This window comes from Pseudomonas mucoides (genome assembly GCF_015461845.1).
Lineage (GTDB): Bacteria > Pseudomonadota > Gammaproteobacteria > Pseudomonadales > Pseudomonadaceae > Aquipseudomonas > Aquipseudomonas mucoides.
The window spans coordinates 231,493-256,209 of sequence record NZ_JACOPW010000003.1 but is presented as its reverse complement, the minus strand read 5'-3'; the positions used below and the strand labels follow the sequence as shown (position 1 = coordinate 256,209).

At 62.2% G+C, this 24,717-nt stretch carries 23 protein-coding genes; 15 read left to right on the top strand and 8 right to left on the bottom strand.

Going from position 1 to position 24,717, the window contains the following annotated elements; all coding sequences use genetic code 11:
- The 7 genes from H8F22_RS16015 to gshB form a co-directional block, all read right to left on the bottom strand.
- Window positions 1–1,272, bottom strand: a complete 1,272-nt coding sequence (locus H8F22_RS16015) for a dihydroorotase (RefSeq protein WP_059182019.1) — start codon at window positions 1,270–1,272, stop codon at window positions 1–3.
- Window positions 1,269–2,288, bottom strand: a complete 1,020-nt coding sequence (locus H8F22_RS16010; RefSeq protein WP_027926568.1) for an aspartate carbamoyltransferase catalytic subunit — start codon at window positions 2,286–2,288, stop codon at window positions 1,269–1,271. The genes H8F22_RS16015 and H8F22_RS16010 overlap by 4 nt, the downstream gene beginning before the upstream one ends.
- Window positions 2,289–2,315: 27 nt before the next feature.
- Window positions 2,316–2,819: a bifunctional pyr operon transcriptional regulator/uracil phosphoribosyltransferase PyrR gene (gene pyrR / locus H8F22_RS16005; protein ID WP_027926569.1), complete on the bottom strand. Its 504-nt coding sequence runs from the start codon at window positions 2,817–2,819 to the stop codon at window positions 2,316–2,318.
- A gap of 99 nt (window positions 2,820–2,918) precedes the next feature.
- Window positions 2,919–3,356, bottom strand: coding sequence for a Holliday junction resolvase RuvX (ruvX, locus tag H8F22_RS16000; RefSeq protein ID WP_007945492.1), 438 nt, complete (start codon window positions 3,354–3,356; stop codon window positions 2,919–2,921).
- Window positions 3,356–3,928, bottom strand: a complete 573-nt coding sequence (locus tag H8F22_RS15995) for a YqgE/AlgH family protein (protein WP_027926570.1) — start codon at window positions 3,926–3,928, stop codon at window positions 3,356–3,358. Before H8F22_RS15995 ends, ruvX begins: the two co-directional genes overlap by 1 nt.
- Before the next feature lie 103 nt (window positions 3,929–4,031).
- Window positions 4,032–4,931, bottom strand: a complete 900-nt coding sequence (locus tag H8F22_RS15990; RefSeq protein WP_027926571.1) for an energy transducer TonB — start codon at window positions 4,929–4,931, stop codon at window positions 4,032–4,034.
- A 105-nt stretch (window positions 4,932–5,036) separates the two neighbouring features.
- Window positions 5,037–6,008 carry a glutathione synthase gene (gene gshB, locus H8F22_RS15985; RefSeq protein ID WP_027926572.1) on the bottom strand — a complete coding sequence of 324 codons (972 nt, stop codon included), beginning with the start codon at window positions 6,006–6,008 and terminating at the stop codon, window positions 5,037–5,039.
- Between the two features lie 225 nt (window positions 6,009–6,233).
- Between gshB and pilG the strand changes: the two genes are divergently transcribed.
- The 15 genes from pilG (at window position 6,234) to madM (ending at window position 23,614) form a co-directional block, all read left to right on the top strand.
- A complete protein-coding gene (gene pilG / locus H8F22_RS15980; protein ID WP_027926573.1) occupies window positions 6,234–6,638 on the top strand; it encodes a twitching motility response regulator PilG in 405 nt (134 codons plus the stop codon).
- Window positions 6,639–6,695: 57 nt separating this feature from the next.
- On the top strand, window positions 6,696–7,061 hold the full coding sequence (gene pilH, locus H8F22_RS15975; protein ID WP_027926574.1) for a twitching motility response regulator PilH: 366 nt from the start codon (window positions 6,696–6,698) through the stop codon (window positions 7,059–7,061).
- A gap of 10 nt (window positions 7,062–7,071) precedes the next feature.
- The gene (locus tag H8F22_RS15970; RefSeq protein ID WP_027926575.1) at window positions 7,072–7,605 is read left to right on the top strand and encodes a chemotaxis protein CheW; all 534 of its coding nucleotides are present in this window, start codon (window positions 7,072–7,074) and stop codon (window positions 7,603–7,605) included.
- A gap of 68 nt (window positions 7,606–7,673) precedes the next feature.
- Window positions 7,674–9,731 (top strand): methyl-accepting chemotaxis protein, encoded by a 2,058-nt coding sequence (locus tag H8F22_RS15965; protein WP_027926576.1) that lies wholly within the window; start codon window positions 7,674–7,676, stop codon window positions 9,729–9,731.
- 49 nt (window positions 9,732–9,780) lie between these two features.
- Window positions 9,781–15,687, top strand: a complete 5,907-nt coding sequence (locus H8F22_RS15960) for an Hpt domain-containing protein (RefSeq protein WP_194940447.1) — start codon at window positions 9,781–9,783, stop codon at window positions 15,685–15,687.
- Complete coding sequence (locus tag H8F22_RS15955; protein ID WP_027926578.1) at window positions 15,680–16,138, top strand: chemotaxis protein CheW; 459 nt, start codon at window positions 15,680–15,682, stop codon at window positions 16,136–16,138. Before H8F22_RS15960 ends, H8F22_RS15955 begins: the two co-directional genes overlap by 8 nt.
- 236 nt (window positions 16,139–16,374) lie before the next feature.
- Window positions 16,375–18,045, top strand: coding sequence for a malonate decarboxylase subunit alpha (gene mdcA / locus H8F22_RS15950; protein ID WP_027926579.1), 1,671 nt, complete (start codon window positions 16,375–16,377; stop codon window positions 18,043–18,045).
- Window positions 18,045–18,902, top strand: coding sequence for a triphosphoribosyl-dephospho-CoA synthase (locus H8F22_RS15945; RefSeq protein WP_194940446.1), 858 nt, complete (start codon window positions 18,045–18,047; stop codon window positions 18,900–18,902). Before mdcA ends, H8F22_RS15945 begins: the two co-directional genes overlap by 1 nt.
- Complete coding sequence (locus tag H8F22_RS15940; RefSeq protein ID WP_027926581.1) at window positions 18,902–19,201, top strand: malonate decarboxylase subunit delta; 300 nt, start codon at window positions 18,902–18,904, stop codon at window positions 19,199–19,201. The genes H8F22_RS15945 and H8F22_RS15940 overlap by 1 nt, the downstream gene beginning before the upstream one ends.
- Window positions 19,194–20,045: a biotin-independent malonate decarboxylase subunit beta gene (locus tag H8F22_RS15935; RefSeq protein WP_194940445.1), complete on the top strand. Its 852-nt coding sequence runs from the start codon at window positions 19,194–19,196 to the stop codon at window positions 20,043–20,045. The genes H8F22_RS15940 and H8F22_RS15935 overlap by 8 nt, the downstream gene beginning before the upstream one ends.
- Window positions 20,042–20,845, top strand: coding sequence for a biotin-independent malonate decarboxylase subunit gamma (gene mdcE, locus H8F22_RS15930; protein ID WP_194940444.1), 804 nt, complete (start codon window positions 20,042–20,044; stop codon window positions 20,843–20,845). Before H8F22_RS15935 ends, mdcE begins: the two co-directional genes overlap by 4 nt.
- Window positions 20,839–21,459, top strand: coding sequence for a malonate decarboxylase holo-ACP synthase (locus tag H8F22_RS15925; RefSeq protein WP_194940443.1), 621 nt, complete (start codon window positions 20,839–20,841; stop codon window positions 21,457–21,459). The genes mdcE and H8F22_RS15925 overlap by 7 nt, the downstream gene beginning before the upstream one ends.
- Window positions 21,456–22,367, top strand: coding sequence for a malonate decarboxylase subunit epsilon (gene mdcH, locus H8F22_RS15920; protein ID WP_194940442.1), 912 nt, complete (start codon window positions 21,456–21,458; stop codon window positions 22,365–22,367). The genes H8F22_RS15925 and mdcH overlap by 4 nt, the downstream gene beginning before the upstream one ends.
- A 64-nt stretch (window positions 22,368–22,431) precedes the next feature.
- Window positions 22,432–22,848, top strand: coding sequence for a malonate transporter subunit MadL (gene madL / locus H8F22_RS15915; RefSeq protein ID WP_027926586.1), 417 nt, complete (start codon window positions 22,432–22,434; stop codon window positions 22,846–22,848).
- A 1-nt stretch (window position 22,849) separates the two neighbouring features.
- On the top strand, window positions 22,850–23,614 hold the full coding sequence (madM, locus tag H8F22_RS15910) for a malonate transporter subunit MadM (protein ID WP_027926587.1): 765 nt from the start codon (window positions 22,850–22,852) through the stop codon (window positions 23,612–23,614).
- 113 nt (window positions 23,615–23,727) lie between these two features.
- Here madM and H8F22_RS15905 read toward each other — a convergent pair whose 3' ends face one another.
- The gene (locus H8F22_RS15905) at window positions 23,728–24,642 is read right to left on the bottom strand and encodes a LysR family transcriptional regulator (protein ID WP_027926588.1); all 915 of its coding nucleotides are present in this window, start codon (window positions 24,640–24,642) and stop codon (window positions 23,728–23,730) included.
- Window positions 24,643–24,717: the final 75 nt, after the last annotated feature.

Here is a 24,717-nt window from a genome sequence, read left to right as displayed (position 1 = left end):
TTACGCCTGGTGGCTAATCCGCCCATCCACCAAGGTGTAACGCACCACACCCGGCAGGCTATGCCCAATGAACGGGCAGTTCTCACCCTTGGACAGCCAGGTTTCACCCGCCACGGTCGACGCTGCAGGGTCGAACAGCACGATATCCGCCGGCCCACCCACTGCCAGCTTACCGGCCGGCAAACGTAGCGCTTCGGCAGGCCCGGCACTCAACCGCGCCAGCAACGTCGGCAGGTCCAGCAAACCATCCTCCACCAGCGTCATTGCCAGCGGCAGCAGCAACTCAACACTGCTGATGCCCGGCTCTGTCGCGCCGAACGGCGCCAGTTTGGCGTCGCGCTCATGCGGTTGGTGGTGGCTGGAGATGGCCGAGATCACCCCCGATTTCACCGCCGCACGCAGGCCGTCGCGGTCGGCGCGGGTGCGCAGCGGCGGCTGGACGTGGTAGAGGCTGCTGAAGTCGATCAAGGCTTCATCGGTCAGGATCAGCTGATACAGCGCCACGTCGGCGGTCACCGGCAGCCCACGGGCCTGGGCCTGGGCGATCAGGGCCACACCGCGAGCGCTGGTGAGCTGGCTGAAGTGCGCACGTACGCCGCTTTGCTCGACCAGCAACAGGTCACGGGCCAGGGCCACGGTTTCAGCGGTTTCCGGAATGCCCGGCAAACCGAGGAAACTCGCGGTCGGACCTTCATGGGCCAGGCCACCTTCGGCCAGGTCGTGGTCCTGCGAGTTGAAAATCACCGTCAGGTCGAACGTCGCTGCGTATTCCAGCGCCCGGCACAGGGTGCGGGTGTTGCGGAAACTGTCCAGGCCGTTGCCGAAGGCCACGCAACCGGCATCGCGCAGGGCAACGAGCTCGGCCAGTTGCTCGCCGTCCAGGCCTTTGCTCAGGGCGCCAATCGGGAAGACTTTGGTGTTGCCGGCTTCACGGGCGCGGTCGAGGATCAGTTCGGCTACGGCCGAGGTGTCCAGCACCGGTTTGGTTTTCGGCGGGCAGCACAGGCTGGTCACGCCACCCGCGGCCGCGGCGCGGGTTTCGCTGATGATCGAGCCTTTGCGGCTGTAGCCCGGCTCGCGCAGGGCGACGTTCAGGTCAACCAGCCCGGGGGCGGCCACCAGGCCTTGGGCGTCAAGGGTGTCGACCGCGACAAAACCGGCTGGCGCGGCGCCCAGGGCGACGATCTTGCAGGCTTCAATGTGGATGTCAGTCACTTTATCCAGGCCAGAGGCTGGATCAATCACGCGTGCGCCGAGAATGCTGAGCTTCACTGGGCGTTCTCCTGCTCGAATTGGCCTTGCTCGAATTGACGTTGCGCAGTCTGCCCGCTCATGGCCATCGACAGCACGGCCATACGAATCGCAATACCGTAGGTGACCTGGTTGAGGATCACCGAGTGCGGACCGTCGGCCACCGCCGACTCAATTTCCACGCCACGGTTGATCGGCCCCGGGTGCATGACGATGCAATCCGGCTTGGCCCCGGCCAGGCGTGCGGTGGTCAGGCCGAACAGGCGGTAGAACTCGCCTTCGCTCGGCAACAGGCCGCCGGCCATGCGCTCGCGTTGCAGGCGCAGCATGATCACCACGTCGACGTCTTTCAGGCCTTCGGTCATGTCGGTGTAGACCTTCACGCCGTATTGCTCGATACCGATCGGCAGCAGGGTTTTCGGCGCGATCACGCGAATGTCCGGGCAACCGAGGGTTTTCAGCGCGAGCATGTTCGAACGTGCCACCCGCGAATGCAGGATGTCGCCGACGATGGCCACCGAGAGGTTTTCGAAGCCGCCCTTGTGGCGACGGATGGTCAGCATGTCGAGCATGCCCTGCGTCGGGTGCGCGTGCCGGCCGTCGCCGCCGTTGATGATCGCCACTTGCGGGCAGACGTGCTCGGCGATGAAGTGCGCCGCGCCGGAATCACCGTGACGCACGACAAACATGTCGGCGGCCATGGCTTCCAGGTTGCGCAGGGTGTCGAGCAGGGTTTCGCCCTTGCTGGCTGACGAGGTCGACACGTTCAGGGTGATCACGTCCGCCGACAGCCGCTGGGCCGCCAGTTCGAAGGTGGTGCGGGTGCGGGTGGAGTTTTCGAAGAACACGTTGCACACGGTCTTGCCGCGCAGCAACGGGACTTTCTTCACCGCCCGGGCACCGACTTCAAGGAACGAGTCGGCGGTGTCGAGGATTTCCGTCAGCAACTCGCGGCGCAAACCGTCGAGCGAGAGGAAGTGGCGCAGCTGGCCCTGATCATTGAGCTGCAGCGGGCGCTTGGTATCTAGAGGCGTCATCGCGAGGGGGACTCTCAATAGGGCGGATTAAAGGGCGAGGTCTTGCAGTTCAAGCTTGAGCTCGGGACCGGACAGCTTGACCCGTTCGTGAGCGGCCAGCGACAGCGTCGCGCCAACCACATCCGGACTGATCGGCAACTCGCCGGCGTCGAGGTCCAGCAGGCAAACCAGCGTTACGCTGGCCGGGCGGCCGTAGTCGAACAGTTCGTTCATGGCGGCGCGGATGGTCCGGCCGCTCATGAGCACGTCGTCGATCAGCACCAGGTGCTGGCCTTCGATCTCGAACGGCAGCGCCGACGGGCGAACTTGTGGGTGCAGGCCGTTCTGGCTGAAGTCGTCACGGTAGAAGGACACGTCCAGGGTGCCGAGCGGCGAGTCGCTGCCCAGTTCTTCGAGCAACGCCTGGGCGACCCAGACGCCGCCGGTACGGATACCGATGTAACGCGGTTCGCTGATGCCACGGTGTTCCAGGTGGGCCTTTAGACGGATCGCCATCTGGCTGATCAGTTCGGCGGGATTGGGCAGGCTCATGGTTGCTCCTTCTTGGGCCCGAGCCGGGTGCTGCTTGATGGGTGGCTCGGGGTGTCGCTATAGAGAGTCGCCTGCGGCGGCTCTTGAGGATTCGTTGCTTCAGGATTCGAACAGCGCGCTGTTCTCGTCGAGCCAGCCTTGCAGCAGCAGGGCGGCGGCGATGGCGTCGACCGGGTTGTCGCGGTAACTGCCTTTTTGCCCGCCGCGATCACGTCGCTCGCCTTTGGCTTCAAACGTGGTCAGGCGTTCATCGTGGGTATAGAAGGGCAGGTTGTAGCGGCCATTCAGGCGGCGGGCGAATTTTTCCGCGCGCAGGCACATGTCGCTCGGGGTGCCGTCCATGTTCAAAGGCAGGCCGACCACCACTGCGTCGGGTTTCCACTCCTTGATCAGGGCTTCGACCTGATTCCAGTCGGGAACGCCGTTCTGCGCCTTCAAGGTGCACAGCTCGCGGGCCTGGCCGGTAATCACCTGGCCGACCGCGACGCCGATCTGTTTGGTGCCGTAGTCAAAACCCAAGATCAGGCGCAGGGCCATCAGGCGTGCCCCGCCTGACTGGTCAGCAGGCTGAGATTGACGCCCAAATGTTTGGCCGCCGCTTCCAGGCGCAGTTCGCTGCTGGTGTTGAACAGGATGTCGGCGTCGTACGGGCAGGTCAGCCAGGCGTTCTGCGCCAGTTCGGCATCCAGTTGCCCGGCTTCCCAGCCGGCGTAACCGAGGGCGATCAGGCTTTTCGCCGGACCCACGCCGTCGGCAATGGCGAACAGCACGTCCTGGGAAGTGGACAGGGACAGATCGTCTTCCAGATCAACGGTCGCCTGATAGCCCTGGCCCTTGGGATGCAGGACAAAACCACGATCGGTCTGCACCGGTCCGCCGATGAAAATCGGCACATGCCGGCACAGCGCTGGCGGCTCGATGTCCGGGCGCAGTTGCTCGAGGATCTCGGCCAGGTTCAGGTCTTGCGGGCGGTTGATCACCAGCCCCATGGCACCATTGGCGGTGTGCTCGACGATGTAGGTCAAGGTGTGCGCAAAGTTCGGGTCGGCCATGTGAGGCATGGCGATCAGGAAGTGATGCTTGAGGTAGCTGGGGCTGACGTTCTTCATGAGCGCTAGTGTGGCGTTGGAGGGGCAAACTGACAAGCTGGGGATGCATAGGAAATGCCGCAAAAAACCGCTAACAACACAGATTCCTGTGGGAGCGGGCGTGTCAGTTACTGGACAGTCTGTCCCCACGCGCAAACTTCCACGTGCGGATGATTTCCAGGCGGTCGATGTCCGAAAGGTCCCCGGTAAACGGCGCAAACGGCGCGGCGAGCCTGACGATCCGCTGCGCCGCCTGATCCAGCAACGGCTGCCCGGACGACTCCAGCACCAACACTTCATACAGCGAGCCATCGCGGTTGATCGAGACCATTAAGCGCAAATTGCCGTAAATCTGTTGGCGGCGAGCTTCATCGGGGTAGTTGAGGTTGCCGATGCGCTCGACCTTCTTGCGCCATTCATCCTTATACCAGGCACCTTTGTCGCGCATGGTCGAGGCCGCGCTCAAGCGGTGGATGCGCGGGCGTTTGGCATACAGCTGTTGTTCGTTGGCCAGTTCCGCTTCGAGGCTGGCGATGTCGCTGGACAGCTGGGAACTGTCAAACGTCGGCGCGGCCACTTCCGCTTTGGTCTGAGGTTTGACCTCTTCGTTCTTGGCCGGGGCTTTTTTCGGCTTCGGTGCGATGGTCGTCACGGCAGCCTTGGGCGGCGCTTCCTGCACTTCAGGCTTGGCGGCGGGCGGTGGCGTGACTTTTTGTACCTTGTTGTCCTGGAACGGCGCGACCTCGGTGGTCTTGGGAATGGCCTTTTTATCCAGGGTGCCGCTGCCTTGCTGATTTTCCTGGGCGAGGAAATCAGCTTTCTCGGGCTTTTTTTCGCTTTTGAAGGTGGCGAGGGTGATTTCCAGGGTTTTGCTGATCTGTTTGGGCTCGACCATCGTAAAGCCGACGCCCAACAGCAAGGCCAGGTGAATCAACGCTGCAAGAAACAGGGTAAAACCGAGGCGATCGGCCGGGCGCACGCCACGATGGGCGAGTTCAGCGGGCAGATCGGACGGGAGTGTCATGGCAGAAAAACCAACATCGCGTTTTTACGGGCTCGGCATGATAACGCAATGTTGGTTTTTAGCTTCAAGCTTCAAGCAGTAAGCGACAAGCTGCCGGCGTGCGTTTCAAACTTGAGGCTTGCGGCTCGCAACTTGAAGCTGCTTCTGTATCGCATCCATCAGCAGACCACCAATGTCGGTGCCGAACGCATTATCAATCTCGCGAATGCACGTCGGGCTGGTGACGTTGATTTCGGTCAAATGTTCGCCGATCACGTCCAGACCCACGAACAGCAGGCCTTTCTCGCGCAGGGTCGGGCCCACTTGTGCGGCGATCCAGCGGTCCTTGTCGGTCAATGGGCGAGCTTCGCCACGACCGCCGGCCGCCAGGTTGCCACGGGTTTCGCCAGCGGCAGGAATGCGCGCCAGGCAGTAATCCACGGGCTCGCCGTCGATCATCAGGATGCGCTTGTCGCCATCGACGATGGCCGGCAGATAACCCTGGATCATGATTTGCTGCTTGCCATGCAGGGTCAGGGTTTCGAGGATCACCGACAGGTTCGGGTGGCCGGCGGTGTGACGGAAAATCGAGGAACCGCCCATGCCGTCCAGCGGTTTGAGAATCACATCGCCATGATGGTCGGCGAATTCGCGCAGCACGTCAGGGCGACGGCTGACGATGGTCGGCGGCGTGCACTGCGGGAACAGCGTGGCGAACAGCTTTTCGTTGCAGTCACGCAGGCTCTGCGGTTTGTTGACCACCAGCACGCCATCACGCTCGGCCTGCTCCAGCAGGTAGGTGGAGTACACAAACTCCATGTCGAACGGCGGATCCTTGCGCATGAGGATCACGTCCAGATCGCTCAGCAGCGCATCGGTCTCGGCTTCCAGTTCGAACCACTTTTGCGGGTTGGCGAAGACTTTCAGCGGTCGCATCCGCGCTCGCGCCTGGCCTTCAGCCTGGTACAAATCACCCTGTTCCATATAGAACAGTTCCCAGCCGCGCTTCTGCGCGGCCAGCAGCATGGCCAGCGAGCTATCCTTTTTATAGGAAATGCTGGCAATAGGATCCATGACAATCCCGACGCGAACGCTCATGGGTTTTTCCTCGAAAATGGATGGTCCGAACGGACATGAAAAAGTGGCGTCAGAGTGGCGCTGAGTGTGTTCCCGGTCAAGGAAAAACCACCGCAAAGACCGGCCGATAGATTGCATTTGGAGACTGTGCTAAAAAGGCTGCCATGCCGTGCTGGCCCTTGAGCATCAAGGGTTTCCAGCCACCAAACGGACAATTTGTTTCGCAAAGGCGACGGTAGAGCATTTATGGATCAGCATTCCAGCGCCTTGAAGGTCATGGTGATCGACGATTCGAAGACGATTCGTCGCACCGCCGAAACGCTGTTGAAGAATGTGGGTTGTGAAGTCATTACGGCCATCGACGGTTTCGATGCGCTGGCCAAGATTGCCGATAATCATCCCGGCATCATCTTTGTCGACATCATGATGCCGCGTCTGGATGGCTATCAGACCTGCGCTTTAATCAAGAACAACAGTGCGTTCAAGTCCACGCCAGTGATTATGCTGTCGTCCAAGGACGGGCTGTTCGACAAGGCCAAGGGGCGCATCGTCGGCTCCGACCAGTTTTTGACCAAGCCTTTCAGCAAGGAAGAACTGCTGAACGCGATCCAGGCCCATGTTCCGGGCTTCGCCGCCGTTTTGCCGCAGTAGGACACGCACAGTGACGCTCGGCCAGCGGGCCCGGCGTCGACAAGAATGGGGAAGACCATGGCACGTATTCTGATCGTCGATGATTCGCCGACCGAAATGTACAAACTGACCGGCATGCTGGAAAAGCACGGTCACGAAGTGTTGAAAGCCGAGAACGGCGCCGACGGCGTGGCCCTGGCCCGTCAGGAAAAACCTGACGCCGTGCTGATGGACATCGTCATGCCTGGCCTCAACGGTTTCCAGGCGACCCGCCAGCTGACCAAAGACCCGGACACCGGGCACATCCCGGTGATTATCATCACCACCAAGGATCAGGAAACCGACAAGGTCTGGGGCACGCGCCAGGGCGCCAAGGACTACCTGACCAAACCCGTCGACGAAGAGACCCTGATCAAAACCCTCAACAACGTACTGGCCGGTTGATCGTCCGGCCATGACCGAGTCGCTGACGGCTTTCGAACTGCTGCTGCAGATCGACCAGCGCTGTCGTCTGCTGGCGGCGGACCTGCCGTCGCAACCGACCCGCCAGGACAGTTGGAGCGGCATCGGTTTTCGCATGGGCGAGGATTGGTACGTCGCGCCGATGGGCGAAGTCAGCGAAGTCCTGCATGAACCGCGTTTCACTCAGTTGCCGGGCGTCAAATCCTGGGTCAAAGGGGTCGCCAACCTGCGTGGGCGATTGCTGCCGGTCATGGATTTGTGCGGTTTCTTTGGCCACGAAGTCTCGGCGCCGCGCAAGCAGCGGCGGGTACTGGTGGTGGACCATAACGAGGTGTTTGCCGGGTTGCTGGTCGACGAAGTCTTCGGCTTGCAACACTTTGCCCAGGACAGCCTGGAGCCGGCAGATCAGGCGAGCGGGCCGATGTCGGCGTTCGTCAAAGGCCGGTTCCAGCGCGAGCAGGCCTGGCAAGTGTTCAGTCCGTTTGCGCTGGCGCAGTCGCCAGGTTTTATGCATGTGGCGCTGTAAACCCCATCCCCTGCTCCTGCAGGGTTTTCGGCAAGCATTAAAGGGTGTTGGTTAACAGGCGAGGACTGATGATAAAAACAAAAACAGGCAAGCCAGAAGGATCGCGCAGTCGCTCGCAGATCATCGTGCTGTTTATCGCGTTGATCGTGTTCATCATGCTGCTGTTCGCCAATTTCGCTTACCTCAACACCCAGGCCACGTACGACAAACAGTACATCGGCCACGCCGGTGAACTGCGCGTGCTGTCCCAGCGCATCGCCAAAAATGCAACCGAAGCCGCCGCCGGCAAAGCGGCGGCGTTCAAGCTGCTCAGCGATGCGCGCAACGACTTCGCCCAGCGCTGGGGCTACCTGAAGAAGGGCGACCCGGCCACCGGCCTGCCACCCGCGCCGTCCACCGTGCGCCCGGAAATGCGCGCCGTGCAGCTCGATTGGGAACGCCTGCTGAAAAACACCGACGCCATTCTCTCCAGCGAACAGACCGTGCTGTCCCTGCATCAAGTCGCCGCAACCCTGGCCGAAACCGTGCCGCAGTTGCAGGTCGAGTACGAGAAAGTCGTCGAGATCCTCTTGCAACGTGGCGCCCCGGCAGCGCAGGTAGCGATGGCCCAGCGTCAATCGCTGCTGGCCGAGCGCATTTTGGGCGCGGTGAACACTGTGCTGTCCGGCGACGAAAACTCGCAGCAAGCCGCGGATGCCTTCGGTCGCGACGCCGCGCGTTTTGGCCAGGTGCTCAACGGCATGCTTCAGGGCAACGTGGCGCTACGCATCAGCCAGGTCGAGGACCGCGATGCGCGCGCCCGTTTGACCGAGATCTCCGAACTGTTCGAATTCGTCTCCGGTTCGGTGGATGAAATCCTCGAAACCTCGCCGGAACTGTTCAAGGTCCGCGAGTCGGCCTCCAACATTTTTACCCTGTCGCAAACCCTGCTCGACGAAGCCTCGCACCTGGCCACCGGTTTCGAAAACCTCGCCGGCGGGCGCAATACCGACACCATCGGCGGCTACGTGCTGGGGTTGCTGGCGCTGACGTCGATCATCCTGATCGGCCTGGTGATGGTTCGCGAAACCAACCGCCAGCTTCAGGAAACCGCCGAGAAGAACGAACGCAACCAGAACGCGATCATGCGCCTGCTGGACGAAATCGAAGACCTGGCCGACGGCGACTTGACCGTCACGGCCTCGGTGACCGAAGACTTCACCGGGACCATCGCCGATTCGATCAACTATTCCGTCGACCAATTGCGCGACCTGGTGGCGACCATCAACCTCACCGCCGGCCAGGTCGCCGCCGCCGTGCAGGAAACCCAGGCCACCGCCATGCACCTGGCGCAGGCCTCGGAGCATCAGGCGCAGCAGATTTCCGAAGCCTCCACGGCTATTAATGACATGGCCCAGTCCATCGATCAGGTCTCGGCCAACGCCGCCGAATCGTCGGCGGTGGCCGAGCGCTCCGTGGAAATTGCCAACAAGGGCAACGAGGTGGTGCACAACACCATCCACGGCATGGACAACATTCGCGAACAGATTCAGGACACCGCCAAACGCATCAAGCGTCTGGGGGAGTCTTCCCAGGAAATTGGCGACATCGTCAGCCTGATCGATGACATTGCCGACCAGACCAACATCCTTGCGCTCAACGCGGCGATTCAGGCGTCGATGGCCGGTGACGCCGGGCGTGGTTTTGCGGTGGTCGCCGATGAGGTGCAGCGCCTGGCCGAGCGCTCGTCCGCCGCCACCCGACAAATTGAAACCCTGGTGCGGGCGATCCAGACGGACACCAACGAAGCGGTGATTTCCATGGAGCAGACCACCACCGAAGTGGTGCGTGGCGCGCGGCTGGCGCAGGATGCCGGTGTGGCCCTGGAAGAAATCGAAGGGGTATCGAAGACCCTCGCCGCGTTGATCCAGAGTATTTCCAACGCGGCGCAGCAACAAACCTCTTCGGCCGGGCAGATTTCCCTGACGATGAACGTGATTCAACAGATCACCTCGCAGACCTCGTCCGGCTCCACCGCCACCGCCGAGAGCATCGGCAACCTGGCGAAAATGGCGAGTCAGCTGCGGCGTTCGGTGTCCGGCTTCACCTTGCCGGCCGCCAAGGCGCAGGCGGCAGACAAAGCGTGAACCGTCCACAGGCGTATGATTTTTGATTGGCGTAGGGACTGGAGTGGTTATGGGTGATCGGCACGACTATGTGGCCCTTGAGTGGGTCAAAGGCGAGATTGCCGAAACGCTGAAGCTGGCTCATCAAGCCATCGAAACCCTGCTTGATGACCCACAGGCGTTGTACGCCTTGAACGATTGCCTGGCGTATATCCATCAGGTTCACGGCAGTTTGCAGATGGTCGAATTCTACGGCGCAGCGTTACTCGCCGAAGAGATGGAACAGTTGACCAGCGCCTTGCAGCAGGACCGCGTCAGCCATCGTGACGAGGCGCTGCACCTGTTGCTGCAAGCCCTCGGGCAACTGCCGATTTACCTCGACCGGGTGCAAAGTGCGCGCCGGGACTTGCCCTTGGTGGTGTTGCCACTGCTCAACGATTTGCGCAGTGCCCGAGGTGAAACCCTGCTCTCGGAAACCAGCCTGTTCAGCCCGCAACTGGCGGATCTGCCGCCGTTGGACGAAGCTTCACTGACACGGCTGGAACCCGCGGACTTCGCCAACGTGTTGCGTAAATTACGGCAGATGCTGCAGGTGGCGCTGGTCGGGTTGCTGCGCGAACAGGATGACCAGACCCACCTCGATTATCTGGCGAGGGTTTTTTCGCGCCTCGAAGGGCTGTGCGCAGGGGCGCCCCTGAGCCCGCTGTGGCAAGTCGCCTCGGCGCTGGTCGAAGGCATGTGCGCCGGTGTGATCGCCAACAGTCCGGCGTTGCGCAGCCTGTTCAAGGAAGCCGACCATGAGCTCAAGCGTCTGCTGGAGCAAGGCTTCCACGGCATCAATCAACCGGCACCGCCGGAGCTGCTCAAGAGTTTGCTGTTCTACATTGCCAAGGCCGACCATCCCACCGGGCAGATGCTGACCATGAAAGATCGCTACTCACTGGACGATGCGTTGCCCGACAGCGCGATGGTCGATGAAGAACGGGCACGGCTGGCCGGCCCCGACCGCGATGCCATGCGTTCGGTGCTGGCTGCGCTTTGCGAAGAACTGGTGCGGGTCAAGGAGCGCCTCGACCTGTTCGTGCGCAGCGACCGCCAGCACACCTCGGACCTCGACAGCCTGCTGGCGCCGCTGCGGCAGATCGCCGACACCCTGGCGGTGCTGGGGTTTGGTCAGCCGCGCAAAGTCATCATCGATCAGCTGGCAGTGGTGCTGAGCCTGGTTCAGGGCCAGCGCGAACCCAACGACGCGATCCTCATGGACGTTGCGGGCGCCTTGCTCTATGTCGAAGCCACCCTGGCCGGCATGGTCGGCACCGTGGAGCCCGAGAGCCGGGAAGAAAGCCGCCTGCCGACCACCGACCTGACGCAGATTCACCAGATCGTCATCCGCGAAGCGCGCATCTGCCTGCAAGAAGCCAAGGACATGATCGTCGACTACATCGACGCCGACTGGGATCGTCAGCATCTGCAGGCATTGCCGGCCTTGCTGACGCAGGTGCGCGGCGCGTTGGCGATGATCCCGTTGAGCCGCGCGGCGAGCCTGATCGAAACCTGCAATCACTTTATCCGCGAGCATCTGCTGCTGGAGCCGGACCAGCCCGGTTGGCAGGAACTGGACAGCCTCGCCGACGTGATTTCCAGCATCGAGTATTACCTGGAACGCCTGAGTGACGACCCCGAATCCCCGGGCGAAAAGCTCCTCGATGTCGCCGAAAAAAGCCTGGCATCGCTCGGGTTTTTCCCCAGCGAAACGCATGTGCCGATGCTCGATGAGGTGCTCAGCCCAAGTGAAGCGCAGGTCATGCAGGACCAGCAGGGGCTCGATGACCCCGAGACCGTGCAGTCGCTGGCCGATGTGCTGGCCAGTCCCGTGTCTTCGGTCAATCCGCCGGCCCTGACCACGCCAGGCAGCCTGTTACCGCCCCCCGTCGGTGAAGAGCCGGTCGACGATGAGCTGCGCGAAGTCTTTCTCGAAGAGACCGATGAGGTCCTCGATATCCTCCAGGAATTCTTGCCGCGCTGGGCCGCCAACCCCGACGACAAGCCTGCCCTGAGTGAGCTGCGCCGCGCCTTTCACACGTTGAAAGGCAGTGGCCGGATGGTTCGGGCGCTGGTCTTGGGCGAGCTGGCATGGGCGGTGGAAAACCTGCTCAACCGCGTGCTGGAAGACAGTGTCGCGCCAGGTGCCGCCGTGCAACAACTGCTCACCGATGTACTGAATTTACTGCCGGAGCTGGTGGCCGAGTTCGCCGGAAATACCCAGCGGCAACGCAACGATGTCGACCAATTGGCGGTGCGAGCGCACGCCCTCGCCAAGGGCGATGCGCCGGCCAGCGATGAAGACACGCAGGACGTCGCGGCCCTCGATCCGCTGTTGCTGGAGATCTTCCGCAAAGAAGCCGAAACCCATCTGGCCAGCCTCAACCGCTTTCTCGATCAGGCCGCCGAGCATGTGCCGCTGCAGGCCAGCGATGAGTTGCAGCGCGCCTTGCACACGCTCAAGGGCAGCGCCTCGATGGCCGGTGTGTTGCCGATTGCCGAACTGGCGACGCCGCTGGATCAACTGGCTCGCGAATACAAGGCGCACCTGATTGCGCTGGACCTCGACGAAGTTGAGCTGTTGCTGGAAGCCGAAGGGCTGTTTCGGCTCGGCTTGCGCCAGCTCAAGACCGATCCGCTGGCCGGGATTCGCGGTGCCCGCTCATTGATCGAACGCACCCAGTCGTTGCTCGCCGAACGTCTGCAATCTCTGCTGAGCACACCCAATACCGCGCTGCGAACCAAGCGTGATCCGCAGTTGATCAACAACTTCCTGGCCCAGGGCATGGACATCCTGCTGGACGCCGAAAGCCTGTTGCAGCGCTGGCAGCAGCACCCCGGCGAACGTCAGGAACTGACCGCGCTGCTTGATGAACTGACCACCCTCGGCGAAGGCGCGCACCTCGCCGACTTGCATCCGGTGGACGCGCTCTGCGAAGCCTTGCTCGACCTGTACGGCGCAGTGGAAGAGAGCAGCCTGGCGGTCAGCGAACGGTTTTTCCATGAGGCGCAAAGTGCTCACGAAGCGCTGATCAACATGCTCGACGAACTGGCCGCCGGCCAGGAGGTCAGCCCGCAGCCGGAACGCATCCGGGCCTTGCGCGGGTTGCTCGATGAAAGTCTGGATCCGTCCTCCATGGGCCTGATCCGCAGTGATGGCAGCCGGACCCTGAGCATTCGGGAACTGAGCAGCGCCACCGCCGAACTGGAGCAGGCCGCAACCCAGGTGGATCTGGACGATGAAATCGTTTCGATCTTCCTCGAAGAAGCCGTGGATATTCTCGAAAGCGCCGGCCAGGCCCTGCAACGCTGGTTGAGTGACCCGGACAACGCCGCGCCGCTGTCGTCCTTGCAGCGCGATTTGCACACGCTCAAGGGCGGGGCGCGGATGGCTGAAGTCGAGCCGGTCGGCGACCTCGCACATGAATTGGAAAGCCTGTACGAAGGCTTGGTGGACCGCCGTTACACCTACAGCGAAACCCTGGCGCAGTTACTGCAAAAGAGCCATGACCGGCTCGCGGTGCTGCTGGAGCAGTTGCAGAATCAGCAATCGCTGGGCAACCCGGGCGAGCTGATCGAGGCGATTCGCGCGTTTCGTCAGGGCAATACGAACACCGCCGAAGTGCCGGAGCCAGCGCCAGCGCCAGCCAAGGATTCGCCGGGGCATGATCCAGAGTTGCTGGAAATCTTCCTTGAGGAAGGTTTCGACATCATCGAAAACTCCGGCGCTGCGCTTGTGCGCTGGCAAGCCGAACCGTCGAACCGGCAGGAAGTAGAAACCCTGCTGCGTGATCTGCACACGCTCAAGGGCGGTGCACGCATGGTCGAAATCGCCCCGATTGGCGATCTGGCCCATGAGCTGGAATTTCTCTACGAAAGCCTCTCGGCGGGCACCCTGCAACCGAGCGCGGCGTTGTTCACCTTGTTGCAAAGCAGTCACGACCGCTTGGCGCAGATGCTCGATGCGACCCGCGCCGACCAGCCATTGCCGCCGGCCGACCGACTGATCGATGCGATCAAGAATTTCAGCCATCCGGCCGTGCTTCAGCCGGCCGCTGTAACGCCTGTTGTCGCCAAGCCCGAGGCGCCCGCGCTGCAAGCCGACGCGGGCGCCGACATGGTCAAGGTCTCGGCGGAGCTGCTCGACGACCTGGTCAATCTGGCCGGTGAAACCTCGATCTTCCGCGGCCGTATCGAACAACAGGTCAACGATGCTCGGGTCACCCTGAGCGAGATGGAAACCACCATCGAGCGGATGCGCGACCAATTGCGCCGGCTCGATACCGAAACCCAGGGGCGGATTCTCAGCCGCCAGCAAGTCGACGCCGAACGCCTGGGCTACGAAGAATTCGACCCGCTGGAAATGGACCGCCACTCGCAATTGCAGCAACTGTCGCGGGCGCTGTTCGAGTCGGCCTCTGACTTGCTCGACCTCAAGGAAACCCTCGACCGGCGCAACCAGGATGCGGAGAACCTGTTGCAACAGCAGGGCCGCATCAATACCGAGTTGCAAGAAGGCCTGATGCGTACGCGCATGGTGCCGTTCGAACGGATGCTGCCGCGCTTGAAACGCATCGTTCGCCAGGTCTCCAGCGAGTTGGGCAAGGACGTGGAATTCATTGTCGGCAACGCCGAAGGCGAGATGGACCGTAACGTCCTCGAGCGCATGGCACCGCCGCTGGAGCACATGCTGCGCAACGCCGTGGACCATGGGCTGGAATCGGCCGAGGTGCGCATCGCTGCCGGCAAACCGGCCAAGGGACGGATCACCCTCGATCTGTCCCGCGAGGGCGGCGACATGATTTTCGACATCCGCGACGACGGTGCCGGCGTGCCGCTGGACGCGGTGCGGCGCAAGGCAATCAAGCGCGGTTTGCTGGCTGCGGACGCTGAGATCAGCGACCGCGACGTGTTGCAGTTCATCCTGCAACCGGGGTTCTCCACGGCCGAGAAGATCACCCAGATTTCCGGACGTGGCGTGGGTATGGACGTGGTTCATGAAGAAGTTCGCCAGCTCGGCGGCACGATGGTCATCGACTCGGTGCCGGGGCAGGGCGTGCATTTTCGCATTCGCCTGCCGTTCACCGTGTCGGTCAACCGCGCGCTGATGGTGCAGTGTTTTGATGATCAATACGCGATCCCGTTGAACACCATCGACGGCATCGTCCGCGTGCTGCCCAACGAGCTGGAAGGGCATTACCGCCTCGATCCTCCGCGGTACAAATACGCTGGGCAGGATTACGAACTGTGCTACCTGGGCGAGCTGCTGAAAACCAGCACCCGCCCGAAACTGTTGGGCCAAAGCCTGCCGTTGCCGGTGTTGCTGGTGCAATGCAACGAGCGGCACATTGCAGTTCAAGTCGACTCCATGGCCGGTACCCGCGAGATCGTGGTGAAAAGCCTCGGCCCGCAGTTCGCCGCGGTGCAGGGATTGTCCGGGGCGACGATTCTGGGCGATGGCCGGGTGGTGCTGATTCTTGATTTGCTGGCGCCGATCCGCGCCATGCAGGTGCCTGCGCCGCAACAGGTGCAGACCCAGGACACCGAAGTCGAGCCACACAAGCCCTTGCTGGTGCTGGTGGTCGATGACTCGGTGACCGTGCGCAAGGTCACCAGTCGTTTGCTCGAACGCCACGGCATGAACGTGCTGACCGCCAAGGACGGAGTCGACGCCATGTTGCTGCTCGCAGAACACATGCCGGACGTGATGCTGCTGGACATCGAAATGCCGCGCATGGACGGCTTCGAAGTCGCGACCCAGGTGCGCGCAGACGAGCGTTTGCAGCACCTGCCGATCATCATGATCACCTCACGCACCGGCCAGAAACACCGCGACCGCGCGATGGCCATCGGCGTCAACGACTACCTCGGCAAGCCGTACCAGGAATCGGTGCTGCTCGAAAGCATCGCCCTGTGGAGCAAATCCCATGCTTGAGCATCGCGCCAGCAACCTCACGGGCCTGTTGCTGCCCTTGGCCGACCGCAACCTGATCGTGCCCAATGTCGCGGTGGCGGAGCTGATCGACTATCAACCGGGGGCGTTCGACCTCGATACACCGCCGTGGTATCTGGGCTTGGTGAAGTGGCGGGACCGGCAGATTCCGTTGCTGAGTTTTGAGTCAGCGTGCGGCCAGAAAATCGTCATCGGCGAGCGGGCGCGGATCGTGATTCTCAATGCCCTCGGTGGACGACCGGAGCTGAAATTCATCGCGCTGCTGGTGCAGGGGATTCCACGCTCCTACAAACTCGACAGCCAGTTGAGCTATGTGGATGTGCCGTTGTGTCCGCTGGAACAGGCGGCGGTGCAGGTGGGGGAGCAAGTGGCCAAGGTGCCGGACTTGCTGGCGCTGGAGGAGTTGCTTGTGAGTGCAGGGTTGATCAATTGATCCTGGATTTGCGTTATTTGTGCTGGCCTCATCGCGGGCAAGCCCGCTCCCACAGGTATTGTGATTGCCTCGGATAGCGGGCTCAGCACGGACCTTGTGGGAGCGGGCTTGCCCGCGAAGACGTCAGCCCAGTCAACCATTACTCCAAGCGTAACGATCCGTCTCTGTGCTTGATTGATGCCGCCGACCCAACACTCCTAAGGTGACTCCCACGACAGCGAACCCGTGGAGTGGTCATGACAACAACAATATCCCCCGACTCGCGATGGACGCGGCGGCGCAGCGAAAAGCAGCGGCGTCTGGCGTTGGTCAAGGATCTTGCCGACGGTGTGGTGTTGCCCACCGACAACATCGTCGCGGCGCTGGAAGCCTTGATCCTGCCCGGCGACCGTGTGGTGCTGGAGGGCAATAACCAGAAGCAGGCGGATTTCCTCTCCCGCTCCCTGGTCAAGGCCGATCCCGCCAAGCTCCACGACTTGCACATGATCATGCCCAGTGTCGGCCGCGCCGAGCATCTGGACCTGTTCGAACGCGGCATCGCCCGTAAGCTCGACTTCTCCTTCGCGGGTACACAAAGCCTGCGCATCAGCCAGTTGCTGGAAGACGGTTTGCTGGAAATCGGCGCAATCCACACCTACATCGAGCTCTATGCGCGGCTGGTGGTCGACCTGATTCCCAACGTGGTGCTCTCGGCCGGTTTCATGGCCGACCGCGCCGGCAACATCTACACCGGGCCGAGCACCGAAGACACCCCTGCATTGATCGAACCGGCGGCGTTCAGCGATGGCATCGTCATCGTTCAGGTCAACCAGTTGGTCGACGATGTCAGCGACTTGCCCCGCGTCGACATCCCCGCCTCGTGGGTCGATTTCGTGGTGGTGGCCGACAAGCCGTTCTACATCGAACCGCTGTTCACCCGCGACCCACGGCACATCAAGCCTGTGCACATCTTGATGGCGATGATGGCGATCCGTGGCATCTACGAAAAACACAACGTGCAGTCGCTCAATCACGGCATCGGTTTCAACACCGCGGCCATCGAATTGATCCTGCCGACCTACGGCGAATCCCTCGGCCTCAAAGGCAAGATCTGCCGCAACTGGACGCTCAATCCGCACCCGACCTTGATCCCGGCCATCGAAAGCGGCTGGGTCGAAAGCGTGCATTGCTTCGGCACCGAACTGGGCATGGAAAACTATATTGCCGCACGGCCGGACGTGTTCTTCACCGGGCGAGACGGCTCGCTGCGTTCCAACCGGATGTTCAGCCAGCTCGCCGGGCAATACGCGGTGGACCTGTTCATCGGCGCGACCCTGCAAGTCGATGGCGACGGTCATTCCTCCACCGTGACCCGCGGACGCCTCGCCGGTTTTGGCGGTGCGCCGAACATGGGCCACGACCCGCGCGGTCGCCGTCACGGCACGCCCGCCTGGCTCGACATGCGCCACACCGACGTGGCCGAACCGATGCTGGAACGCGGCAAAAAACTCGTGGTGCAAATGGTCGAGACCTTCCAGGAGGGCGGCAAACCGACCTTCGTCGAAACCCTCGACGCGATTGATGTGGCGAAGAAAAGCGGCATGCCGTTGGCGCCGATCATGGTCTACGGCGACGACGTCACTCACCTGCTGACCGAAGAAGGCATCGCCTATTTGTACAAGGCGCGTTCGCTGGAAGAACGCCAGGCGATGATCGCCGCCGTCGCCGGGGTGACCGCCATCGGCCTGCGCCACAACCCGAAAGACACCGCACGCATGCGCCGCGAAGGTCTGATTGCCTTGCCCGAAGACCTCGGCATTCGCCGCACCGACGCCACCCGCGAACTGCTCGCCGCGAAAAGCGTGGCCGATCTGGTCGAGTGGTCCGGTGGCCTCTACAACCCGCCCGCCAAGTTCAGGAGCTGGTAATGCACGCACTCAACCTGCAACCGAAAACCCTGACCCTCGCGGAACGGCTGGCCGATTGGGCGGTGGACGCGCTGATCGACGAAGCCGACCTGTCGCCGAAACCGGCACTTGTCGACCGCCGCGGAAACGGCGCGCACACCGACTTGCACCTGGGGCTGATGCACGCTTCGGCGTTGTCACTCTGGTCTGCGTTCAAGGAAATGGCCGAGGCCGCTATCGAGCTTGGCGAAATCGGTTTGCCGCTGCGCGAAGCGGTGGGGCGGATTGGCCGGGAAGGGGAGCAAGCGATGCTCGCTACCACGGAAGGGGTGAATACCCATCGCGGGGCGATCTGGGCCTTGGGCCTGTTGGTCACGGCTGCCGCGCTTGAGCCCGAATCCAGCGCCGCCGGTTCCATCACTCTGCGCGCCGCACGCCTGGCGTTGCTCGACGACCGTTATGCACCACGACCTTTCAGCCACGGCGCCCAAGTCGCCCAGCGTTTCGGCGCCCGTGGTGCCCGTGAAGAAGCGCAGCTGGGTTTTCCTTCAGTGGTGCAACGGGCATTGCCGCAACTCAAACACAGCCGCGCCGCCGGCCACGGTGAACAGAACGCCCGGCTCGATGCCTTGCTGGCGATCATGACCCGACTGGCCGACACCTGCGTGCTCTACCGCGCTGGCGAAGCAGGCCTGCAGACCATGCAACTCGGCGCACAAGCCGTGCTCGACGTGGGCGGCAGCGCCAGCCTTGCCGGTCGCCGCCGTTTGCATGAGTTGGATGAACAATTAATCGCGTTGAATGCCTCGCCCGGCGGCGCCGCCGACTTGCTCGCCGCCTGCCTGTTTATCGACCGCCTCGAGTCCGGAGCTTTCTGATGGAAACCTTATCCTTTGAATTCCCCGCCGGGCAGCCGCCACGCGGTCGCACGCTGGTGGGTTGTGTCGGCTCGGGCGATCTGGAAGTGCTGATCGAACCGGGTCAGGCCGGCAAGCTGACCATCAACGTACAGACCTCGGTCAATGGCGCGCAGCAGCGCTGGCAGCATTTGTTCTCGCGGATGTTCGACGGTCAGACACCGCCGGCGATGGACATCGCCATCCACGATTTCGGCGCGACACCGGGCGTGGTGCGCTTGCGTCTGGAACAAGGCTTTGAGGAGATCGGTCATGACTGATAACGCAGAACTCCTCCACAAACACAGCTTCATCGAACTCGGTGCCCGGCAACGCGCGAAAGCCTTGCTCGACCCCGGCACCTTCCGCGAATTGCTCGACCCGTTTCAACGCATCATGTCGCCATGGCTTGAGCGCCAGGGCGTGGTGCCGCAAGCCGATGACGGCGTGGTGATCGCCAAGGGCAGCCTCGGTGGTTTGCCGGTGGTGATCGCGGCCATCGAAGGGGCCTTCCAGGGCGGCAGCCTTGGTGAAGTCGGCGGGGCGAAGATGGCGGGCGCGCTGGAACTGGCCGCCGAAGACAACCGCAACGGCATTCCAACCCGCGCCGTGCTGCTGTTGGAAACCGGCGGCGTACGCTTGCAGGAAGCCAACCTCGGGTTGGCGGCGATTGCCGATATTCACGCAGCGATTGTCGACCTGCGCCAATACCAGCCGGTGATTGGTGTGGTGGCCGGCAGCGTCGGCTGCTTTGGCGGGATGTCGATTGCGGCTGGGTTGTGCAGTTATTTAGTGGTCACCCAGGAAGCGCGTCTGGGCCTGAACGGCCCGCAAGTCATCGAACAGGAAGCCGGGCTTGAGGAATACGACTCCCGTGACCGTCCTTTCATCTGGAGCCTGACCGGTGGCGAGCAGCGTTTTGCCAGCGGTCTGGTGGATCGTTATGCCGCCGATGATGTGGCGCAGATTCAACAAAAAGTCAGTGAATTGCTGCAGCAAGGTTTGCCAGCGCACCAACGCAGTCGCCAGGCCGATCTGTACCTGCAACGGCTGGCCCGTCTGGACGCCGCGCCGCAAATCGAAGCGGCGACGGTTCGTGATCTGTATCAAGGAGCGCGCTCATGAACAGCTATTCACTGAGAGGTTTGAACTGGTTCAACGCGTTGAGCGCCGGGGCGAAACCGGTCGAAGGCTTGCCGGCATCATTGAAGGTGGCCGATGGCGTGCTGGATGATCAGCCTGTCCGTTTTATCGCGGTGGTGGCGGATCCAGACAACCGTTTTGTCCGTGCGCGCAACGGTGAAGTCGGTTTGCTGGAAGGTTGGGGGTTGGCCAAGGCGGTGGATGAAGTGATCGCCGCGGATGTGGATAAACCGCACAAGCGCGCCGTGATCGCCCTCGTCGATGTGCCGAGCCAGGCCTATGGTCGACGCGAAGAAGCCCTCGGCATCCATCAGGCATTGGCCGGCGCGGCGGACAGTTATGCCCGCGCCCGGTTGGCGGGCCACGCGGTGATTGGTTTGCTGGTGGGCAAGGCGATGTCCGGCGCGTTTCTGGCCCACGGGTATCAGGCCAATCGGCTGATTGCCCTGCGTGATCCGGGAGTGATGGTGCATGCGATGGGCAAGGCGTCGGCGGCGCGGGTGACCTTGCGCAGTGTTGAAGAACTTGAGGCGTTGGCCGCCAGCGTGCCGCCGATGGCCTATGACATCGACAGCTACGCCAGCCTCGGTTTGCTGTGGGAAACCCTGTCGGTGGAACAGATTGAACAGCCGACGGCGGCCGATCTGACGCGGGTGACTGAATGCCTGAATCAGGCGATTGGCGATGTGGCGGCCAGCGGTCGCGACCTGAGCAGCCGCTTGGGTGCGAGCAACCGTGCCGCCTCGAGCAAGGTTCGCCAACTGCTGAGAGCGCAGTGGTGAATACGTTTATGGCCCACGATCTGCTCTGGGGCTTGACCCCGGAGCTGTTGCCTGCGGACGCGCCTGCGTGGGTGACCGAATCCTTGAGCGCGGGCCAGCCCGTGGTGGTTCGGCGTGCGGTGAGTGCGCCGGGTCTGGTCGCGGTTGGTGTGCGTGGACGTTTGCGTGAACAGCGTTTTGCGACGGTGATGCCGGTCGATGGCATTCAGCGTCGGGTCAAGCCGGAAGACCTTTGCCAAGTCTCGATTGGTCGGAATTTGCCGGCCGTGCGTGCCCTCAATCAACTGCGGCCGCTACTCGATGACTGTGGTTGGGTGTGGGGTGTCAGCGGCAGTGCCGGGTTTGAATTGGCCAGCGGGTTTGCAGCGTTGCACGAGAGCAGTGATCTCGACTTGATCCTGCGTACCCCGCATGCGCTGGGCCGTTCTCAAGCGCAGGATCTGGTGAAGATTCTGGAGGCTGCCGAATGCTTGGTGGACATGCAGTTGCAGACACCGTTCGGCGCTGTGGCCCTGCGCGAATGGGCCGGTTCGGCTCGTCGTGTGTTGCTGAAAAATGCCCGTGAAGCCTGTCTGGTGATCGATCCTTGGAACCCACAGGAGCAAGCTGCGTGAGCAGTCTGTTGGTGTTTCCGGGCCAGGGCGCGCAGCAGCCGGGCATGCTCCAGCGTTTGCCTCGCGAAACGCTGAACGAGGCGAGTGAAGTGCTGGGTGAAGACGTTTTACGGCTCGATTCGGCAGAGGCGTTGAAGTCGACTCGTGCGGTTCAGCTTTGCCTGTTGATCGCCGGAGTCGCGGCTTCTCGTCAATTAACCCTGGCGCCGGATTACGTGGCCGGATTGTCCATCGGCGCTTACCCGGCGGCGGTGGTCGCCGGTGCCTTGAGCTTTAGCGATGCGCTGCATCTGGTCAGCCTGCGCGGTGAGTTGATGCAGCAGGCTTATCCACAGGGCTACGGCATGACCGCGATCATCGGTCTGGAGTTGTCCACAGTGGAAAGTTTGCTGGCGCAGGTCCACAGCCTCGATGCGCCGGTTTACCTGGCCAACATCAACGCCGATAACCAGGTGGTGATTGCCGGCAGCGACGAGGCCATGAAAGCGGTGGCGGCGATGGCGAAAGGTCACGGTGCAGGCTTGGCCAAACGGCTGGCGGTCAGCGTGCCTTCGCACTGCCCGTTGCTGGAGGGTCCGGCAAAAATTCTGGCGGAAGCATTCGCCAAGGTGTCACTGAAAACGCCGACTTTGGGTTACCTGAGCGGCAGCCGCGCCCGCCTCATCATCAATGCCGACGCCTTGCGCGATGACCTCGCGTTCAACATGTGCCGCATCGTTGACTGGCGCGGCACGGTGCAAAGCGCTTATGAGCGCGGCGTAAGACTTCAGATTGAACTGCCGCCCGGTGCGGTGTTGACCGGGCTGGCGCGCCGGGTATTCGAGCAGGGCACCGTGATTGCATTCGACGGTGCGCGGCTCGACACCTTGCAGGCGCTGTTGCGTGAGGAGGGAAGCCGCCAACTCTAGACCCGGACTCAGGCCTTCGAACAACAAAAACAACATTCGACGATGCACTTTGAGGACTACAACAATGATTATTTACGGTGTGGCGCTGTTGGCGATCTGTACGCTGGCAGGGGTGATCATGGGCGATGCGCTTGGCGTGTTGCTGGGCGTCAAATCCAACGTCGGCGGGGTCGGGATCGCGATGATCCTGCTGATTTGCGCGCGGTTGTGGATGCAAAAACGCGGCGGCATGACCAAGGATTGCGAGATGGGCGTCGGCTTCTGGGGCGCCATGTACATTCCGGTGGTGGTCGCAATGGCCGCGCAACAGAACGTCGTCACAGCACTGCACGGCGGCCCGGTGGCGGTGCTCGCGGCGATTGGTTCAGTGGTGATCTGCGGCTGCACGATTGCCTTGATCAGCCGGACCCACAAAGGCGAACCCTTGCCCGATGAACCGGTGGAAGTCACCCCGGTCGGCACACCGGTAGGAGGTCGCTGATATGTGGGAACTCATTGATAAAGGCTTGACCGCCAATGGCCTGGTCACCGCGTTCGCGTTCGTTGGCGTGATCATGTGGGTGTCGGTGGTGTTGTCCAAGCGCCTGACCTACGGGCGGATTCACGGCTCGGCGATTGCCATCGTCATTGGCCTGGTATTGGCCTGGGTCGGCGGCACCATGACTGGCGGGCAGAAAGGCCTGGCGGACCTGACATTATTCTCGGGCATCGGTTTGATGGGCGGCGCGATGCTGCGGGACTTTGCCATCGTTGCCACGGCATTCGAAGTGCAAGCCACGGAAGCGAAAAAGGCCGGGCTGATTGGCGTGATCGCGTTGCTGCTGGGCACGATCCTGCCGTTCATTGTCGGCGCGAGCATGGCCTGGGCGTTTGGTTACCGCGATGCGATCAGCATGACCACGATTGGCGCGGGCGCGGTGACGTACATCGTCGGGCCGGTGACCGGGGCGGCGATTGGTGCCAGTTCCGATGTGGTGGCGCTGTCGATTGCCACCGGGTTGATCAAGGCGATTCTGGTGATGGTCGGCACGCCAATGGCGGCGCGCTGGATGGGCCTGGATAACCCGCGTTCGGCGATGGTGTTCGGCGGGTTGGCCGGGACGGTCAGCGGCGTGACTGCCGGGCTGGCGGCGACGGATCGGCGATTGGTGCCTTATGGCGCGTTGACGGCGACGTTTCACACCGGGCTTGGGTGCTTGCTGGGGCCTTCGCTGCTGTACTTCATTGTTCGCGGGATTGTGGGCTAGACCGCGGGATCCTGGCTGACTGTACCGACGTCATCGCGGGCAAGCCACGCTCCCACAGGGACAGCGCAGTTCCTGTGGGAGCGTGGCTTGCCCGCGATGCAGGCGACGCGGTCTTAAGCCTGGCGATTGGCGTACATCCGGCACTCAGCCAGCAGCGCCAGCAAATTCGGATCACGCTCTTTGGCCTTCAGGAACACCACGCCAATGTGCTGCTGCAACCGATAGCGTTCCTGCAACGGAATCAGCTTCACCCGGTTCTCATACACCGCTGCAATCCTTCCTGGCAGTAAGGCATAACCCACCCCTGAGCTGACCATGCTCAGCAGGGTGAAGATGTCGTTGACTTGCATCGCCACCTTCGGCTCGAACCCCGCCTGCTTGAACACCCGATTACCGTCCTGGTGCGTGGCAAAGCCTTGGGTCAGGGTAATGAACGTCTCGTCGCGCACTTCAGCCAGGTCGACCTCCGTGCGTTGGGCAAACTTCGAATCCGCTGGCGTCGCAAGAAAGATGTCGTCGGAAAACAGCGGGATCTGCTCACAGTCCGGGTCGTTGACGCTCTCGTCCAGCGACACCAGGATCGCGTCGACTTCCATGTTCTTGAGCTTGTACAGCAAGTCGAAATTGGAACCGAGGATCAGGTCGATGTTGAGTTCGCTGCGGCGGATCTTCAGGCCCATGATCAACTGCGGCACGGTCTTCACCGTCAGTGAATACAGTGAGCCCAGCTTGAAGCGTTCCGCAGAAAAGCCGGCGGCTTCGCGGGTCAGACGCACGGTTTCGACCACGTCCTGAATCAGCTTCTGCGCCCGTTCTTCAAGTACGTAAGCGCTCTCCAGCGGTGTGAGGTTGCGGCCCTCATGTTTGAACAACGGGCAACGCAAGGCGCTTTCCAGGGAGTGGATGGCGCGGTGCACGCTGACGTTGCTGGTCTGCAACTCGGCGGCGGCGCGGGCCAGGTTGCCGGTGCGCATGAAGGCCAGGAACACCTCGAGTTTTTTCAGGGTCAATTCTTCGTCGATCAGCATGGCCCGGACTCTTATTCGAATGGCTCGATTGTGCGCGCATGCGACCTTTTGTAGCAGCCGCCGAGTGAAACGAGG

Coding starts and splice junctions, on each gene's coding strand:
- H8F22_RS16010 (WP_027926568.1), bottom strand. CDS start 2,288: ATGACGCCTCTAGATACCAAGCGCCCGCTGCAGCTCAATGATCAGGGC.
- pyrR (WP_027926569.1), bottom strand. CDS start 2,819: ATGAGCCTGCCCAATCCCGCCGAACTGATCAGCCAGATGGCGATCCGT.
- ruvX (WP_007945492.1), bottom strand. CDS start 3,356: ATGGCCCTGCGCCTGATCTTGGGTTTTGACTACGGCACCAAACAGATC.
- H8F22_RS15995 (WP_027926570.1), bottom strand. CDS start 3,928: ATGAAGAACGTCAGCCCCAGCTACCTCAAGCATCACTTCCTGATCGCC.
- H8F22_RS15990 (WP_027926571.1), bottom strand. CDS start 4,931: ATGACACTCCCGTCCGATCTGCCCGCTGAACTCGCCCATCGTGGCGTG.
- gshB (WP_027926572.1), bottom strand. CDS start 6,008: ATGAGCGTTCGCGTCGGGATTGTCATGGATCCTATTGCCAGCATTTCC.
- pilG (WP_027926573.1), top strand. CDS start 6,234: ATGGATCAGCATTCCAGCGCCTTGAAGGTCATGGTGATCGACGATTCG.
- pilH (WP_027926574.1), top strand. CDS start 6,696: ATGGCACGTATTCTGATCGTCGATGATTCGCCGACCGAAATGTACAAA.
- H8F22_RS15970 (WP_027926575.1), top strand. CDS start 7,072: ATGACCGAGTCGCTGACGGCTTTCGAACTGCTGCTGCAGATCGACCAG.
- H8F22_RS15965 (WP_027926576.1), top strand. CDS start 7,674: ATGATAAAAACAAAAACAGGCAAGCCAGAAGGATCGCGCAGTCGCTCG.
- H8F22_RS15960 (WP_194940447.1), top strand. CDS start 9,781: ATGGGTGATCGGCACGACTATGTGGCCCTTGAGTGGGTCAAAGGCGAG.
- H8F22_RS15955 (WP_027926578.1), top strand. CDS start 15,680: ATGCTTGAGCATCGCGCCAGCAACCTCACGGGCCTGTTGCTGCCCTTG.
- mdcA (WP_027926579.1), top strand. CDS start 16,375: ATGACAACAACAATATCCCCCGACTCGCGATGGACGCGGCGGCGCAGC.
- H8F22_RS15945 (WP_194940446.1), top strand. CDS start 18,045: ATGCACGCACTCAACCTGCAACCGAAAACCCTGACCCTCGCGGAACGG.
- H8F22_RS15940 (WP_027926581.1), top strand. CDS start 18,902: ATGGAAACCTTATCCTTTGAATTCCCCGCCGGGCAGCCGCCACGCGGT.
- H8F22_RS15935 (WP_194940445.1), top strand. CDS start 19,194: ATGACTGATAACGCAGAACTCCTCCACAAACACAGCTTCATCGAACTC.
- mdcE (WP_194940444.1), top strand. CDS start 20,042: ATGAACAGCTATTCACTGAGAGGTTTGAACTGGTTCAACGCGTTGAGC.
- madL (WP_027926586.1), top strand. CDS start 22,432: ATGATTATTTACGGTGTGGCGCTGTTGGCGATCTGTACGCTGGCAGGG.
- madM (WP_027926587.1), top strand. CDS start 22,850: ATGTGGGAACTCATTGATAAAGGCTTGACCGCCAATGGCCTGGTCACC.
- H8F22_RS15905 (WP_027926588.1), bottom strand. CDS start 24,642: ATGCTGATCGACGAAGAATTGACCCTGAAAAAACTCGAGGTGTTCCTG.